Here is a 17,110-nt window from a genome sequence, read left to right as displayed (position 1 = left end):
AGGCGCTGCGGCACCCCTCGCCGCGGCGGGCCTCGGCGATAGGTGCACCATAGGGGTCGGGTACGGGTGCCGGCCTGCACGGGACAGGTGCCACTCTGGGCGCCGTCCCGGTCCTGCGGGCGGGGCACCTGGATTTGGGGCGGATGGACGCGGGAATGGCGATGCTTACTGGCAAAGTGGTGCGGTTCGACGAGGTGCGGGGCTACGGGTTCATCGCCCCGGACGACGGCAGCGACGACGTGTTCGTGCACGCGAACATGCTCGACGGCGACAAGTGGGCACTGACGCCCGGCGTCCCGGTCGAGTACGACGCGGTGGAGACCGAGCGCGGGCCCAAGGCCGTGCTGGTGCGGGTGTCCGGCGTCGCCCCGGGTGCGGATCGCGTCCCGGCGGCCGGTGCCGGGCTGTCCGCCCGGGCCGGCGTCACGGTCGGCGGCGGGCGCAGCAGGGACAGCGGGCAGGCCACGGGCGGCGCGGAGGAGGACGAGGGCCTGTGCGACGTCCTCTCCGAGCGGGCCTTCTCCGCGGAGACCACCGAGGCGCTGGTGACCTCCGTGTCGGACCTGACCGGAGCGCAGATCGTGGCGGTACGTGCGAGGATGCTGGAGCTGGCCCGGCGGCACGGCTGGGTGGAGGGCTGACCGTGGCGGGGGCGGGTCACCGCCGCCCGCTGTCCGGCCGGCTCAGCCGCGGGCGATCAGCAGGGACTTCCTGATCCGCCCGAAGGCGCTGCGCGGCAGCTCGTCGACGAAGTGCACCCGCCGGGGGCGCTGGCCCGCCGAGAGGTACCGGCCGACGTGGTCGATGAGCACCTGCGCGGTCACCCCCTCGGCGACGACGTAGGCGGTGACCTGCTCGCCGAGCGCGTGGTGCGGCGTGCCGACGACGGCGGCGTCGCGCACGCCGGGGTGACTCAGCAACGCCTCCTCGATCTGCCCGGTGGGCATTCGCCGGCCCCGGCTGTGCACCACGTCGAGCCCGCACCGCCCGATGATCCGGTACGTGCCGTCGGGGGCCACGCTGGCCAGGTCCCCGGTGGCGTGCCAGCGACCGGCGGCGAGGCTCCGCCCGCCGACGTACCCGCTGAACAGCGTCGGCCCGCAGACGCTCAGCTCGCCCGCCGACTGGCCGTCGGCCGGCACCGGCCGGTCCTCGCGGTCCAGCACGCGCGTCTCGACGCCGGGCAGGGGGGTGCCGACAGCGCCCGGAACCGAACGGTCGCCGGCCCGCCCGGTCAGCGCGACGAGCGTCTCGGTGGTGCCGTAGGCCTGCACCGGCCGGTGCGAGGTGAGCAGTCGGAGCCGCTCGGCCACGGCGCGGGCCAGCGGACCGTCCGCGGAAACGAGGATCCGCGCCGCGGACAGCGGCCGGGCCCGGTGGCCGTCCAGCGCTATCCTCGCCCACTGGTCGGGCGACGCCAGGTGCATGGAGCCGACCGGCCCGGCGGTGCCGGCGTCATCGAGGTGGACGAAACGGCTTCCGGCCCGCAGTGCGCCGAGCAGGCCGACGACCAGACCGTACGCCCGGAACAGCGGGGTGCCCTGGACGACCACGTCCTCCTCGCTCCAGTGCCACGCACGGGCCAGAAGGTCGAGGTCGGCGGCGATGGCGCGGCGCGAGATGCGCACCCCTCGTGGCGGCCCTGATGCGCCACCGGTGTAGAGGATGACGGCGTCGCTGCCCGGGGCGGGCTCGGGGTGCCGCGTCGAGGCGTGTTCTCGCAGGTCGACCGGGATCGTGGACAGGCCGTCGGCCCCGGACGGGGCACGGCCGAGGATCACCGTCGCTCCGGACTGCCGCAGGATGCGGCGGCGTTCGCGTTCGTCGGCGCCGGGAGGCAGCGGTACGAGCGGCGCCCCGGCGAGGAGGGCGCCGAGCATTCCGACCACCGCTTCCAGCGTCGGTGTGCCGTCGACCGCGACCGCGGTCGCGCCCCTGATCCGATCAGCGACGGCGGTGACGCAGCCCAGCAGGGCCTCGCTGGAGAGGGCTTTTCCGGCCACCGTGACCGCGTCGGCCCGATCCGCACCGAATCCACGCAGCACCGGCAGCAGTGTCATCTCCGCTATCCCCTGCGCGGGGCGGCAACGAGTCGCGGCGGCAGCTGGGACATCACGACGGCCACAGAACCCTTCAGGTCTCGGGCCTGCACGGCCCCATGTCCGGCTATCCAGACGGTGGAGACCGGGTGCCCCGAAATTAGGGCCGGGCTATCGTCGGGCACAACCCCTAGCCGCCGAGTCCGAATCCCCCTGTCCGGGCCTACTGGCCAGCTAGGACCGGATCCCGGCCGTCCGGACACAACGGCCGGCCCGAGCGCTCACTCCGGCTCGGCGAACAATACAGAGACCGCATTTGTCTTCAGCGAGCGAAAACCGATCGGAAAACGTCTTTCTCAATGCCCGGCAACTCGCCGTCACGACTTTATCGCATTGACGCGTCCCGCATGAGATCAGCCTTCAGGCCGAATGGGACCGCAGACCTCCGCAACCAACAGGACACTCGGACGCATAATTCCTTTTCATACATAATCGCAGAATCTCCCAAACGTCCGAATCGTGGCCCGCCGACGCACACCAAGCCTCGACCGCCGGCAGGATCGGACAGGCATCGATCGCAGTTCCGGCATCAATGCCTTACATCGCAACAATCGAGCGCCTCCGGCAATTGCCGGAGGCCCGACCAGGCCCCGCAGCCCCACCCCGGGGGCGGACGACACCTCCACACCAGCTTCCGGCACCAGGCCCGCCCGCGCCGGGATCGGCACGGGCGGGGTCACGAACGCCGAGTTCAACGACGATGACGCCCAGCTCGACGTCTCCGCACGCCGCAACCGCGGGCGGCTTCGAACACCTCGGCGAGAGCGACCGGCAACGCCCGGACGCCGGATTAGCACGGAAAAGCCCATTCGCCAATCATCAGGCGGGCCGAATAAGCGGAACCATCGGCTCATGGGAGCGCTCTGTCACGGTACGGGACCAGCCGGCGACTTTCCGTCGCCACCCCCGGTCCGGGTCACCCGAGACAAGTAACCCATGTTTGCTCATCCTTTACACAACTCGGCTTGCCGCCCAATTGCCCAACTGCCATACTCCCACCATCAAGGAGGTCGATAGGAAGTGTCGACCCCGCGAGAGCTGGGGAATTATCGCCGACGCACACGGGAACACGGCTCGCAGCAGCCAACCGGTCAAGTCGGTCGATGGCGCACCGGCAAAGCTCGACACCCGTCGATACTTGCCGATAATGGAATGGGTCAAGAATTGCCGGTCTCCAATTTGGTCGAGCTGTCGGGCCGCACCGGGCACGCGGCCCTCCCCCGGAGGGGGCGGTGATGGAGCTGACCGAGCGTTCAAGCCAGCTCGGCCTGCTGGAGCGCCGACTCGCAGACCTGCTCCGCGGCGGCACCTCGCCGACCGACCGGCCGGTGACCGTGCTGACCGGCCCGGTCGGCTCCGGCAAGACCGCGCTCTCACAGACCTTCGCCCGGCGCGCCTGCGACGCCGGAGCACGGGTCATCGGCGCGAGCGCCTCCCGCGCGGAGCGCAGCGTACCGCTGGAGGTCGTCCGGCAGCTCGTCCGCGCGGTGCCGTCGTGCGCCGCGGACGCCCCCGACATCCGGGCCCGCCTCGCCCGGCTGCTGGACGCGGGCGCCCTCGCATGGAGCGACGCCGATCCGGCGGACGCGGAGAACGCCCGGCTCACCGCCGCCATCGGGCGCGCCCTGCTCGAACTGACCTCGCGGGGGCCGCTGGTCATCGTGGTGGACGACATCCACCACGCGGACGTGCCGTCGCTGCGCTGTCTCGATTACGTGGCCCGGCGGCTCTCCGGCCTGCCCGTGCTGATGGTCCTGACGGAGGCGCCACGCACCCGGCCGTGGCAGGCGGACGTGCACGCCGAGATGCTGCAACCGGCGAAGCTGCACCGCATCCGCCTGCCGCTGCTCACCGCCGAGGGGACGTTCCAGCTGCTCGCCCAGCGGCTCGACATCCCGCTCGCCCGCAGCATCGCCGAGGAGAGCCACCGGATCAGCGGCGGGAATCCGCTCCTGGTGCATGCGCTCGCCGATGACCAGGCAGCCGCGCCACGGTCCGCCGACGCCCCGGCGGTCGGCGAGTCGTTCCGGGAGGCCGTGCTGAGCTGCCTGTACCGCTGCGACCGCCTGGTGCTCAACGCCGCCCGGGTGCTCGCCGTGACCGGCGAGCCGCTGCACGGCAGCCTGCTGCCGCATCTCGTCGACGCCCGGTTGCACCCCGCGCTGGGCGCTGTCGACAAGTCGACCAGCGCGGGGCTGATCGACGAACAGGGGTTGCGCCATCCGGCGGTGACCCAGGCCGTGATCGACGGGATGACCGCCGAGGAACGCGTACGGCTGCATCTGGGAGCAGCCCGCCTGCTGCACGACGACGGCGCGCCCCCGGCCCGGATCGCGCCGCACCTGGTGGACATCGGCGAGCTGGCCGAACCCTGGATGGCGCAGACCCTGCTGGACGCCGGCGAGCAGGCGCTGCTCGACGGCGAGGTGGAGACCGCCCTACGGTACCTGCGCCGGGCGCACCGCAGTGGCGTCGGCGAGTGTCTGCGGGCGCGGATCCGCTCCGCGCTGGCGCGCGCCGAGTGGCGACTCGACCCGCAGGCCACGATCCCCCACCTGGTCAGCGTCGCCACCGCCATCCGGGCCGGGCACCTCGGCAGCCAACAGGCCGCCGGCCCCATCCAGTACCTCCTCTGGCACGGTGAGATCGACAAGGCCGTCGACCTGGTCAGGCACCTGAGCGAGCGGTCGGATCCCGCCGATCCGCAGTCCGCGGCCGAGCTGCTCGTCATCACCGGCTGGATCTCGACGCTCTATCCCGGGGTCATGGTCGACCGGCCCGCGCCCGCCGTGGCCGCGCGGGATCCGCTCACGCTGGCCCGGGTCAAGCACGGGCTCAGCGGAGTCATCCTGCTGTCCGGCGTGCTGGCCCGGGGTGACGCGGGCGTGGTCGAGGCGGCCGAGCGGACACTGTCGACCACCGGGCCGGACGACGAACCGCACATGTGGAGGGTCATCTGCGCCCTCATCGCCATGATCTACGCCGACCGGCTCGACCTGGCCGACGACTGGTGCGACCGGCTGGACCGCCACCTCGCCACCCCACACCACCCCCTCGGCTACGCTCACCGCCCTGCGGGCCGCCGTCGCCGGCCGGCTCGGCGACCTCCCCCGCGCCGGCAAGCTGGCCGACGAGGCACTGGGGCAGCTCTCGCCGAAAGGCTGGGGGGTGGTGATCGGGATACCTCTCGCCGTCCGGATACGGGCCCTGACCTTCATGGACCAGCTCGACACGGCGGCCGCCTGCCTTCAGGTGCCGGTGCCGCCGGCGATCTTCGAGACCCCGCTCGGGCTGCACTACCTGCACGCCCGCGGGACGCACGCCCTCGCCGCGGGAAGCCCCGAGGCCGCGCTGGCCGACTTCCAGCTCTGCGGGCAGCTGATGCAGCGGTGGCGGCTGGACTTCTCGGGCCTGGTGCCGTGGCGCACCGAGTCGGCTCGGGCACTGCTCCGGATGGGCCGCCGTCAGCAGGCGCGCAAGCTGGTGCGCGACGAGTTGGCCCGGCTGCGGCCCGTCCATGTCCGGTACCGGGCCGCGGCCCTGCGGGTTCTGGCCGCGACCGAGGAGGGACAGGAACGGATCCCGCACCTGCGCAGCGCCGTACGGCTGCTGCGGCAGTGCGGCGACCGGATGGAACTGGCGCACAACCTTGCCGACCTCGGTCACGCCTACGAGCAGGCCGGCGACCGGCGGCAGGCCCGCGCCGCGACCCGGTCGGCCCGGGCTCTCGCAGAGGAGTGCGGCATCCCGACGTTGTGGCCCAGCGCCCTGTCCACCAGAGACGGTGCCACCGGCGGCCGGGCGGGTGCGGCGGTCGTGGTCCAGGGCCTGACGGACACCGAATCCAGGATGGCCACCCTGGCCGCCCAGGGTCACACCAATCGTGAGATCGCCGAGAAGCTCTTCCTGACGGTCAGCGCGATCGAACAGCGAATGACGCGCATCTACCGGAAGCTGGACGTCAACTCGCGCAGCGAACTCGCCGGACGGCTGCGGTTCGACCGCCCCGGTACGACGGTGCTGGATCCGCTGACGCGGGGCACGGACCCCCCGGGCGGCCGTCCGTCCGGCCCTCGGCCGCGCTGATCCCGATCGGGCTTACGCACGGAACAGCCACCGGGTGTCACGCGACCGTCGCCCTCGCCGGCCGTCGCGAAGAGTCTGCTCACCACCACTGTGGGTACCACCAGGCGTGCGCCGGGAGTCGCGGTGTGGCACCATCAAGCCGTACGCCCCGACACCGGCCGCTCACCGGCGTGTCGCCTCCCCCGGGCCGATCGGCTCCAACACCCCTCACCCCGAGTCGCGCAACCCCTAAATGCCTTCTGGGGCCGCAGGTTTGGGTGCGAAACGATGGGGTCTCACGCCCGTTGTCGCACCATCATGCCGGTGCCAGACTCGCCTCGACACGCGGACCGTACGGCAAGAAGACCGGTCCGACGAAGGATTTCAGGTCCACCCGGCGTGGCCGCCCGGCGCGCTCCACCCCTACCCGTCGAGACGCGGGCGGAGGGGCGGCTGTCTCCGGCAGGGGTGGCGGTGTCGGGCCGCACCGGCGTTTCCAGGCCCGCGCCGCGTACAAGGAGGGCTTACGCGCAGGTGTTGGTTCAGCAAGAGGAACAGATCACCCGTCTGCGGCGCGTGTTCCACGCGTGCGAGGAGCAGCAGCGCGGACACGTCGCGCTGGTCACCGGTGCCGTGGGCAGCGGCAAGACCAGCCTGCTGGAGTCGTTCGGCGAGTGGACGGCCGGCTCCCGCGGGCAGGTGATGAGCGCGACCGGCTCGCGGGCGGAGCGCGGTCTCCACCTGGGAGTCGTCGGGCAGCTGTTCCACAGTGCACGACTCGCCCCGGAGACCGCCGCCCACGTCGAGAAGCTGCTGCGCGACGCCACCTCCGCGGTGCCGTTGCCCGAAGTCGGCGGCGAGGCGTCCGACGGAGACCGGGCCTGGGCACCCCTGCTGCACGGCCTCTTCACCACCCTGATCGACCTGACTGCCAACGGGCCCCTGGTCCTCCTCGTCGACGACGTGCACCACGCGGACCCGGCCTCGCTGCACTGCCTTCTCTACGTGACCCGGCGGCTGCGCCACGCCCGGATCATGGTCGTGTTCGCGGAGGCGTCGACGCTGCGCCCGCCGCACCCGCTGTTCCGCGCCGAGCTGCTCAGCCAGCCGCACTTCTCCCGGATCGGCCTGCCACCGCTGACCGTCGACGCCGTCGCCCGGCTGGTCGAGGGCGCCGTCGACGACGCCGACACCCGCGCGACCGCGGAACACTACGTCCGGATGACCGGAGGCAATCCGCTGCTCACCCGGGCGCTGCTCGACGAACGGGCCGGTGGCGAGGGCAGCGACCACGACGTTCCGTCCGTCGGTGGCGCGTTCGACCAGGCCGTGCTCGGGTGCCTCTACCGCCACGAGCCCGGGGTACGCCGGGTGGCCCAGGCGCTCGCCGTGCTCGACCGGCCCGCGTCGACCGAACTGCTCGGCCACCTCCTCGACGTGATGCCCGCGACCACGGTCCCGGCGGTACGGGTGTTGCGTACCTCGGGCCTGATGGAGTGCGACCAGCTACGCCACTCGCGCATCCTGCGCTCGATCCTGGCTGACATGTCGGCCGACGAGCGGCGCAGCCTGCACCAGCGGGCCGCCGAGGTGCTGCACGACCGCGGCGCCGAGGCGAGCGTGGTCGCCGAGCACCTCGTTGCCGCCGGTGCGGCGGTGACCGGCTGGAGGGTGCCGGTGCTCCAGGACGCCGCCGGTCACGCGCTCTCGTCGGGCCGGCCCGACGTGGCGACAGCCTGCCTGCGGCTGCTCGCCCGCGCGCCGGTGGACGAGCAGCAACGCACCGCCACCACCGAGATGCTGGTGAATGCCCGCTGGCAGATCAACCCGTTGACGGTGAACGGGCAGCTGACGGAGCTGGTGCAGACGGCGCGGGCCGCCGGCTGGTCCACCGATGCGAGCCTCTCCGCCGTGCCGTACCTGCTCTGGCAGGGCCGCATCGATGAGGCTGCCGAGGCCGTCAGCGGCTTCTCGGCGGACGAGGAGCAGGGCCCGGCCGCCCCGCCCGGCCGCCTGCGGATCATGCAGCTTCTGATCTCCCTCTCCCACCCGGACCACCTGGCGAACGTGCGGCAGACCCCGGCCACCTGGAGCCGCGCGGCCGGCGCCCCGACCACCGTCAGCCCGCTCCTGCAGGCGGTCACGGTGCTCGGCGCCGCGCTGACGCCGACCGCCGACAACGACACGGTGACGACCGCCGAGCAGATCCTGCAGCGCCACCACACGGACGACGGCGCCCTCGGCCTGCTGACCGCGCCCCTGCTGGCGCTGCTCTGGGCCGGCCGGTCGGACCGGGCCGCGGTCTGGGGCGACGTGCTGCTCGACCGGCCGGTGGCTCAGCACGCGCCGGGCTGGCGGGCCGTGATCCGGGCGATCCGGGCGGAGGCGGCCCTGCGCGTCGGCGATCTGCCCGGTGCCGAGCACCACGCCCGTGCGGCCCTGGAAGACATGCCCGCCCCCGCCTGGGGTGTGGCGATCGCCGGACCGCTGTCCACCCTGATCGCGTCCGCGACGGAGTCGGGCCGGTTCGCCGAGGCCGACCGGTGGCTGGCCCACCCGACCCCGCCCGGCATGTTCCGCACCCCGTTGGGCCTGCACTACCTGGCCGCACGCGGCCGGCACCACCTGGCCGTACGCCGGCCGCACGCCGCCACCACCGACCTGCGGCGCTGCGGCGAGCTGATGCGTACGTGGGGGATCGACGCGGCCGGACTGGTGCCGTGGCGGCTGGAGCTGGCCCGGGTGCAGCTCAGCGTCGGCAACAAGACGCAGGCGATGCAGCTCCTGCAGGAGCAGTTGCGGGTGCCGCACGGGGTCGACGACCGGACCCGGGGCCGTACGCTGCGCCTGCTCGCCACCACCGCCGCCCAGGACCACCGGCGCAAGCTGCTCTCCGAGGCGGTCAACCTGCTCCAGTCCAGCGGCGACCGGTTGGAGCTCGTCCGCGCCCTCGGCGACACCGGTCAGACACTCCAGCGCGCCGGAGACTCCGCCCGCGCCCGGCTGCTCGTCCGCCGCGCCTACCAGCTCGCGCAGGACTGCGGGGCGTCGGTGCTGGCTCAGCGGCTGATCCGCCGGGAGCCGGGCAGCGGACTGCCGGCGTACCCGGCCGCCGCCGAGCTCCAGGAACCGGACGACGGGCTGAGTGACGCCGAGCGGCGCGTCGCCGCGCTGGCCGCACAGGGCCACACCAACCGCCAGATCTCCAGCCGGCTCTTCATCACGGTGAGCACTGTCGAGCAGCACCTGACCCGGGTCTACCGCAAGCTCGACGTGAAGCGCCGGACCGACCTCCCGTCCCGGCTCGTCATGTACGCCGAGACACTGGCCGACGAGACACAGAGCGCCACGTCCTGACGGCTGTCGCAGGGGCGCGGTGGAACCGCCCCCTGCGACAGCCACCGCGACCGGCGACGACGCAGCGAGGGCCCGAACCGCAGAAGCGGTTCGGGCCCTCGGCGGACGCATCCCGGGCCGGTCAGTCCATGGCGCGGCGCATGAAGCCACGCATGCCGATCGCCGAGAACGCCACGAAGACCCCGGTGAGGACACACATGCACAGCCAGAGCGGCAGCGACTCGACCCCCGGCGGGCCGACGAGCGACCGGGTCGCCTCGCTGATGTAGGTCAGCGGGTTCAGCGAACAGATCACCTGATACCAGCGCAGCGAGTCCAGGCCGAGCAGCGGGAACTGGGTGGCACCGGTGAACATGATCGGGGTCATCACCACTGTGAACATGATCTGGATGTGCTGCGTGGGCACCAGGGTGCCGAAGGCGAGACCGACCGCCGCGCCGACCAGCGCGCCGATCGCCAACACCCCGACCACCTTGAGCACCACCGCCCAGGGCCAGGTGACACCGAGCATGAGCATGCCGACCGGGATCAGCACCACGCCGGCGATCAGGCCGCGGATGCCGCCGAAGACGATCTTCTCCAGGGCCACCAGCGGAATCGCCATGGGCGACAGGAGGCGGTCCTCGATCTCCCGGGTGAAGGAGAAGTCCATCATCATCGGCAGCGCGGTGTTCTCCAGGCCGATCAGGAAGGCGTTCAGCGCGATGACGCCGGGCAGCAGCACGTTGGAGAAGTCGTCGCTGGCGTAGCCCAGGTCGCTGAGCACCTTGCCGAAGATCAGCAGCATGAACAGCGGCTGGATGAAGACCTGGAGCAGGAAGCCGACCAGCTCCCGGCCGGTGACGAACAGGTCCCGCGAGAGCACCGCCCGAAACGTGGCGAACTGGTCCAGCGCGCGCACCGGCGGCGGCGACGAGGCCGGCGACGGCGCGGACGGGGGGGCGGGGGCGGCGACGCTCACCGAAGTTCCCTTCCGGTCAGGTGGATGAAGACATCTTCCAGGCTGGGCTGGCCGATGTTCAGGTCACGGACCTCGCAGCCCAGGTCGGCGAGGATCTTCATCGCCATCGGGATGGCGTTGGCCGGCTGGCCGCTGGTGTAGACCCGGAAGGAGAGCGGGGCATCCGGGTCGGCGGGGGCGTCGGGGGCCGGCGCGGGCATCGGCATCGCCGGCATGCCCGGGAACGCCGGCGCGGCGACGGGCGCCGGGGCGGTCACCTTGAAGTGTTCCACCTGCTCCACGTCCGGGATCGCGTCGAGCGCGGCCCGCACCTGCTCGGCGGGGGCGCCGGGGGTCACCACGAGGGTCAGGGTGCTGCTGCCCGGCAGCGTACGGGTCAGCGCGGACGGGGTGTCCAGGGTGAGCAGCTTGCCGTGGTCGACGATGCCGACCCGGTCGCAGAGCTTCTCCGCCTCGTCCATGTCGTGCGTGGTGACCACCACGGTCACCCCGGACCGCTTCAGCTCGGCGACCCGGTCGTGCACGAAGAGCCGGGACTGCGGGTCGAGGCCCGCGGACGGCTCGTCGAGGAAGAGCACCCGGGGCGAGTGCATCAGCGCGCGGGCGATCATCGTGCGCTGGGCGAGGCCGCCGGACAGGAAGTCGGTGCGGTGGTTCGCGAAGTCCTTGAGCCCCATCTGGTCCAGCAACTCGTCCGCCCGCCGGATGCGCTGCGCCCGGGGCACCCGGTGGTAGGCCGCGTGGAACAGCAGGTTCTGCCGGACGGTCAGCGCCCGGTCCAGGTTCACCCGCTGCGGTACGACCGCCAGCAACTGCCGGGCGACGGCGGGCGAGCCGATCACGTCGGCGCCGCACACCTGGGCCCGGCCCGAGGTGGCCCGCACCCGTGTGGTCAGCACCCCGATCGTCGTCGTCTTGCCCGCACCGTTCGGCCCGAGCAGGCCGAAGACCTCACCGGCGGCGACGGAGAAACTCAGCCCGTCCACCGCCGGTGGCATGTTGGGCTGGTACCGCTTGACCAGCTCCGTGACCACCACTGCCTCGTCCACGTCGTCATGCTCCGTCCTGGAACGTCGGTCCGATAGATGTATGTGCGCCGATAGGGGGCGCTAGGGGCACGCCAGGGGCGGAACCGGTCACAGGCCCCGCGCGACCAGCCAGCGCTGGACCGTGCCGGCGAGTTCCGGACCCCGGTCGGCGACCATGCTGAAGTGGTCGCCGGCCGCGTCGACGGCCTCGTGCGGGTAGGGCCAGCGCGACCGCCAGCCGTCCGGTTCGCCGTCCCACTCCCCCAGCGGCTCGGTGGCCCGCACCAGCAGGGTCGCCGCCGCCGTCTCGGTCGGCTGCCAGTCCAGGAACAGCGGCAGGTAGCCCGCCCACGCCGTCGTGCGCCAGTCGTCCATCGGCGTGTACGCGGTGTCCCGGTCGATCATCCCGTCGAGAAGCTGCGGCACCCACCCGCCGAGCACCTCGCTGTCAGCCGGGTAGGTGTCCATGAGCACTACCGCGTCCGGCGGGCGGCCCTGGCGTTCCAGCTCCCCGGCGAGCAGGTTGGCCACCATCGCACCACCGGAGTGACCGGCCAGCACGAACGGGCCGGCGCCGACGGTACGCAGAACCGTGTCGGCGTGCACCCGCAGCAGCGCGTCGAGGTCGGCGGGAAGCTCCTCGCCCGCGCCGAACCCGGGGTTGGGCAGGGCCCACACGTCACGTACGCCCCGGAAGCCGGCGGCCAGCCGGGCGTACTCGTGCGCGCCGGACAGCAACGACATCGTGCAGCAGCACACCAACTGCGCCCGGGCACCGCCCTCGGCCAGCCGGAGGATGCCGGCCGGGCGGGTGAGCTGCGCCGGCTCGCGGAAGCTGGGGCGGAACTGGGCGAGCTTGACCAGCAGTTCGGCATACCCGGCCGGGTCCTCGCGCGCCTTCGGCTGGTTGAACAACCCGCCGAGCAGTCCGCCGCCGGCACCATTCCCGGCAGATCCCCCGGCGTCGTCCGCGCCGTCCCCGGCCGCCTCCGCGCCGAGGAGCTGGCCGATCAGGTGAACGGCCAGCGCCGTAGGCGTGGGGTGGTCGAAGAGCAGGGTCGTCGACAGATCCGCCCCGGTCTCCTGGCGCAGCGCGTCGCGCAGCTCCAGTGCGGTCAGCGAGTCGAAGCCGAGTTCCAGGAAGTCCCGGTCGGCCTCGACCGCGTTGGGTGAGGCGTGCCCGAGGACGGTAGCCACCCGCGCCCGGACCAGGTCCAGCAGGATCCGGTGCCGGTCGCCGGCCGGGACGCCGGCCAGCCGCTCGCGCAGCGCGCGAGCGGGATCGGTCGCCGCGGCATCGCCGGCCTCCGGCTCGGCACCGGCCGTCGCCTCGGGCACGCCGCGCAGCAGCGCGCTGGGCCGTACGGCGGTGAAGGCCGGCACGAACGCGGGCCAGTCGAGGTCGGCGACGGCCAGTTGGTCGTCGCCGCGGACCAGGGCCTGCCCCAGCGCGGACAGGGCCACGTCGGCGGGCAGCGGCCGGACCCCCCGGCGGCGCAGCTGCGCCGCATCGGTGACCTCGTCCGCCCAGGGCACCCACGCGACGACGGTGGCCGGGCGGCCAGCGGCACGCCAGCCGGCGGCCAGCGCCTCCAGCCCGGCGCCCACGGCGGCGGCGACCGCCGCTCCCCCGCTGCCCCAGACGGCGGCCGTCGAGGTGAAGACGACGAACTCGTCGATCGGTAGGCCGGCGCAGGCCCGCCCGAGCAGTTCCACCGCGGTGGTACGGGCGGCCACGGCGTCGGCCAGGTCGTGCGGATCCAGCACCGCCACCGGGTCGCCGGCCCCGTCGGAGTCGGCGACGTGCAGGACGGTACGGATCTCGCTGCCGGTGGCGGCCAGCCGGTCAAGCGCCTCGGGCAGCCCGTCCAGGTCGTCGACGGCGGTGACGGTGACGTCCGGGCCGAGCGGGTCGGCGTCCGCCACCGGCCCCACGAGGACGAGGTGCGACGCGCCCCGCTCGGCGAGCCAGCGCAGCAGGTGTGGGGTACGCACCTGCGCGGAACCGTGCACCAGGACCGCGCCGCGGGGCCGCCAGTCCGTATCGGTGGCGCCGGCCGGGGCCCGGTGGAGCCGCCGGGCGTACACCCCGCCGGCGCGTACCGCCACCTGGTCCTCGTCGCCGCCGGACGCGACGACCCGGGCGAGCGCGGCGAGCGCGACGTCGTCCGGCTCCGCCGGCAGGTCGACCAGCCCGCCCCACAAGCGCGGCTGCTCCAGCGCCAGCACCCGGCCCAGCCCCCAGACGTACGCCCCGGCCACGCCGGGAGCGGCGTCGTGCGCGTCGACGGCCACCGCGCCCCGGGTCACGGTCCACATCGGCGTACCGTTCCCCGCAGCGGCGAGGGCCCGCACGAGCGCGGCTGTCCCGGCGAGCGCGCCGGTCCCCGTGCCGGCCGCCCGTTCCTCCGCCGCCAGCAGCGAGACCACGACCGACCAGGTGCCGTCGGCGAGCAAGGCCCGGGCCACGGCGTCCAGGTCGTCGCCCACGGTGACCAGCGTCGGGTCCAGGCCCTCGGCGCGCAGCACGGTGAGCACCGCGGTGGCGTCGGTGCCTGCCCCGGCCACCAGCAGGCATCGACCGGCCGGCGTGGTAGGGGCTGACAGGTCGACGCGTTCCCAGTCGGCGCGGTAGCGCAGCCCGTCCAGTTCCGATCCGCGACGCCGCCGGTCCCGGTAGGAGGCGAGGGCGGGCAGCAAGTCGGCGAGCGCGTCCTGCCGGTCGGCGGGCAGGCCGAGCGCGGCGGCCAGCTCGGCGGGTCGTCCCTGCGCCACGGCCGCCCAGAACTCCTCGTCTTCGCCGGTCGCGGCGGGCGGGACGAGATCCACGGTGGGCGGGTCCGGCCAGAAGCGCTCGCGGTGGAAGGCGTAGGTGGGCAGTTCGACGCGCGCGGCGTCGCTGCCGTCGAAGGGAGCCGCCCAGTCGACTCCGGCACCGCGCAGGTCGACCGCGGCCAGCGCGGCGAGCAGCGTGGTCGTCTCCGGCTGGTCCCGGCGGGCGAGCGGCACGAAGGCCGCCGGTTCCATGTCGGGCAGGCACTCCCGGGCCAGCACGGTCAGGGCGCCGTCGGGGCCGAGTTCCACGAAGGTTCCGACGCCGCCGGCGGCGAGGGTGGCGACGCCGGCGTGGAAGCGGACGGTGTCCCGGACGTGGTCGACCCAGTAGCCCGGGTCCGTGGCCTGGGCGGCGGTGAGCGGCTCGCCGGTGCGGTCGGAGACGATCGGAAGGTTCGGCGGGTGCCAGGCGACCTTCTCCGCGACGATCCGGAAGTCGGCCAGCATGGCGTCCATCCGGGCGGAGTGGAAGGCGTGGCTGACCCGCAGCCGACGGGACCGCCGGTCCTCGGCAGACAGCCGCCGCCCCGCCGCGAGCACGGCCTCCTCGTCGCCGGAGAGCACCACCGACCGGGGGCCGTTCACGGCGGCCAGGGACACCCGCTCGTCGAGCAGCGGGACCACCTCCGCCTCGGACGCCTGTACCGCCAGCATCGCCCCGCCGGGCGGCAACTGCTGCATGAGCCGGGCCCGGGCGGCCACCAGGGTCGCCGCGTCGGCCAGCGACAGCACCCCGGCGACGTGCGCCGCGGCCAGCTCGCCGACCGAGTGGCCGAGCAGGAACTGCGGGCGTAGCCCCCAGGCGGTGACCAGCCGGTATGCGGCGACCTCGTAGGCGAACAGCGCCGGCTGGGTGAACTCGGTACGGTCCAGCAGATCCGCGTCGGGCGAGTCGGCCCCGGCGAAGACCACCTCCCGCAGCGGCCGGCTCAAGTGCCGGTTCAGCTCCCCGGCCACCTCGTCGAAGGCGGCGGCGAAGACCGGGAACCGGCGGCACAGCTCGGCGCCCATGCCGGGGCGCTGGGCACCCTGCCCGGTGAAGAGGAACGCGACCTTGCCGGCCCTGCGGGCCACGCCTCGCACCACGCCGGGGGTGTCGCGCTCCTCGGCGACCGCGTGCAGGCCGGCCCGCAGCGCGTCGCGGTCCCCGCCGATCACCGCTGCCCGGTACGGCAGGGCCGCCCGGGTGGTGACCAGCGAGTACGCCACGTCGGCGGCGGTCAGGTCGGGGTGATCGGCCAGATGCGCCAGCAGCCGCCGCGCCTGCCCGGCCAGGGCCGGCGCGGAGCGGGCCGAGACGATCCACGGTGCCGGCGGGGCGGGCGTACCGGCCGGCCGGACGTCGTCGGTGTCCGTCGCGACGGCCTGCTCGATGACGACGTGTGCGTTGGTGCCGCTGATCCCGAACGCGGAGACCCCGGCCCGGCGTGGCTGCCCGGTCTCCGGCCAGGGCTGCGTGCCGGTCAGCAGGGACACCGCCCCGGCCGACCAGTCGACATGCGGGGTGGGCTCGTCCACGTGCAACGTGGGCGGCAGCACCCCGTGCCGCATCGCCAGCACCATCTTCATCACCCCGGCCACACCCGCCGCCGCCTGCGTGTGCCCGATGTTCGACTTGATCGAGCCGAGCCAGAGCGGCCGGTCCGCGGACCGACCCTGCCCATACGTGGCGATCAGGGCCTGCGCCTCGATCGGATCACCCAAAGTGGTACCCGTGCCATGCGCCTCGACCACGTCCACCTGGTCGGCACTCAGCCCCGCGTTCGCGAGAGCCTGCCGGATCACCCGGCGCTGCGACGGGCCGTTCGGGGCGGTCAGCCCGCTGCTCGCGCCGTCCTGGTTGACGGCACTGCCGCGCAGCACGGCGAGGACCGGATGGCCGTTGCGGCGGGCGTCGGAGAGCCGCTCGACGAGCAGCATGCCGGCCCCCTCGGACCAGCCGGTGCCGTCGGCGGCGGCGGCGAACGACTTGCACCGGCCGTCGGTGGACAGGCCCCGCTGCCGGGAGAACTCCACGAAGACGGTCGGGGTGGCCATCACCGACACCCCGCCGACCAGCGCCATCGTGCATTCGCCCAGCCGCAGCGCCTGGCAGGCGAGGTGCAGCGCGACCAGCGACGAGCTGCACGCGGTGTCAACGGTGACCGCCGGCCCCTCCAGCCCGAGGGCGTACGAGATCCGGCCGCTCGCCACGGCTGCGGCGCTGCCGGTGCCGAGGTAGCCCTCGACGCCGCCGGTGACCCCGGTGAGCAGAGCCGCGTAGTCACCCTGACTGCTGGTGGCCGCGTAGACGCCGGTCGGCGCGCCGCGCAGCCGGGTGGGGTCGATGCCGGCCCGCTCGAACGCCTCCCAGGCGGTCTCCAGCAGCAGCCGCTGCTGCGGGTCCATGGCGAGTGCCTCGCGGGGGCTGATGCCGAAGAACGCCGGGTCGAAGTCCCCGGCGGAGTAGAGGAACCCGCCCTCGCGCACGTACGACGTGCCCCGGCTGTCGGGGTCGGGGTCCGGGTCGTAGAGCGCGCCCAGGTTCCAGCCCCGGTCGTCCGGGAACGCCGACATCGCGTCGCTGCCGGCGGCCACCAGGTCCCAGAGCTGCTCGGGTGACCTGACACCGCCAGGGAACCGGCAGCTCATGCCGATGATCGCCACCGGTTCGCTGAGCGCGGCGGTGAGCTGCTGGTTCTGCTGCTTGAGCTTCTGGTTGTCGAGCAGGGACGCACGCAGCGCGCCGACGACCTCGTCCAGGGAAACAGTCATCGGGCGCTCCT

7 protein-coding genes and 2 pseudogenes are annotated in these 17,110 nt (G+C 73.5%); 4 read left to right on the top strand and 5 right to left on the bottom strand.

Translation table 11 applies throughout. The annotated features are described in order from the left end of the window. Window positions 1-143: 143 nt before the first annotated feature. On the top strand, window positions 144-641 hold the full coding sequence (locus MICAU_RS12370; RefSeq protein WP_013285647.1) for a cold-shock protein: 498 nt from the start codon (window positions 144-146) through the stop codon (window positions 639-641). A 42-nt stretch (window positions 642-683) separates the two neighbouring features. Here the strand turns inward: MICAU_RS12370 and MICAU_RS12365 are convergent, their stop codons facing one another. Further along, on the bottom strand, window positions 684-2,060 hold the full coding sequence (locus MICAU_RS12365) for an AMP-binding protein (RefSeq protein ID WP_013285646.1): 1,377 nt from the start codon (window positions 2,058-2,060) through the stop codon (window positions 684-686). A gap of 1,274 nt (window positions 2,061-3,334) precedes the next feature. Here MICAU_RS12365 and MICAU_RS33130 point away from each other — a divergent pair. Further along, window positions 3,335-3,793, top strand: a pseudogene (locus MICAU_RS33130) (ATP-binding protein); the annotation flags it as partial. Window positions 3,794-4,537: 744 nt separating this feature from the next. Here the strand turns inward: MICAU_RS33130 and MICAU_RS33125 are convergent. Beyond that, window positions 4,538-5,041 carry a hypothetical protein gene (locus tag MICAU_RS33125; RefSeq protein ID WP_244879753.1) on the bottom strand — a complete coding sequence of 168 codons (504 nt, stop codon included), beginning with the start codon at window positions 5,039-5,041 and terminating at the stop codon, window positions 4,538-4,540. A gap of 274 nt (window positions 5,042-5,315) precedes the next feature. Here MICAU_RS33125 and MICAU_RS33120 point away from each other — a divergent pair, with 274 nt between their 5' ends. Together MICAU_RS33120 and MICAU_RS12355 are read left to right on the top strand one after the other, a co-directional pair. Next, window positions 5,316-6,185 (top strand): helix-turn-helix transcriptional regulator, encoded by an 870-nt coding sequence (locus tag MICAU_RS33120; protein ID WP_244879752.1) that lies wholly within the window; start codon window positions 5,316-5,318, stop codon window positions 6,183-6,185. Window positions 6,186-6,698: 513 nt separating this feature from the next. Next, on the top strand, window positions 6,699-9,521 hold the full coding sequence (locus MICAU_RS12355) for a helix-turn-helix transcriptional regulator (RefSeq protein WP_013285644.1): 2,823 nt from the start codon (window positions 6,699-6,701) through the stop codon (window positions 9,519-9,521). A 121-nt stretch (window positions 9,522-9,642) separates the two neighbouring features. Here the strand turns inward: MICAU_RS12355 and MICAU_RS12350 are convergent, their stop codons facing one another. The 3 genes and pseudogenes from MICAU_RS12350 to MICAU_RS33440 all read right to left on the bottom strand — a co-directional run. Further along, a complete protein-coding gene (locus tag MICAU_RS12350) occupies window positions 9,643-10,482 on the bottom strand; it encodes an ABC transporter permease (protein WP_013285643.1) in 840 nt (279 codons plus the stop codon). Continuing rightward, complete coding sequence (locus MICAU_RS12345; RefSeq protein ID WP_013285642.1) at window positions 10,479-11,531, bottom strand: ABC transporter ATP-binding protein; 1,053 nt, start codon at window positions 11,529-11,531, stop codon at window positions 10,479-10,481. The genes MICAU_RS12350 and MICAU_RS12345 overlap by 4 nt, the downstream gene beginning before the upstream one ends. Before the next feature lie 87 nt (window positions 11,532-11,618). After that, window positions 11,619-17,099 (bottom strand): annotated as a pseudogene (locus MICAU_RS33440) (type I polyketide synthase); the annotation flags it as partial. Window positions 17,100-17,110 lie beyond the last annotated feature (11 nt).

It is taken from the genome of Micromonospora aurantiaca ATCC 27029 (assembly GCF_000145235.1).
Classification (GTDB): Bacteria; Actinomycetota; Actinomycetes; order Mycobacteriales; family Micromonosporaceae; genus Micromonospora; species Micromonospora aurantiaca.
Note: the sequence above shows the minus strand (reverse complement) of the source record. Positions and strands in the feature narration are given on the sequence as shown.

Excerpts from the sequence above, each read along its gene's own strand:
- MICAU_RS12370 (WP_013285647.1), top strand. The coding sequence starts at position 144 with ATGGACGCGGGAATGGCGATGCTTACTGGCAAAGTGGTGCGGTTCGAC.
- MICAU_RS12365 (WP_013285646.1), bottom strand. The coding sequence starts at position 2,060 with ATGACACTGCTGCCGGTGCTGCGTGGATTCGGTGCGGATCGGGCCGAC.
- MICAU_RS33120 (WP_244879752.1), top strand. The coding sequence starts at position 5,316 with ATGGACCAGCTCGACACGGCGGCCGCCTGCCTTCAGGTGCCGGTGCCG.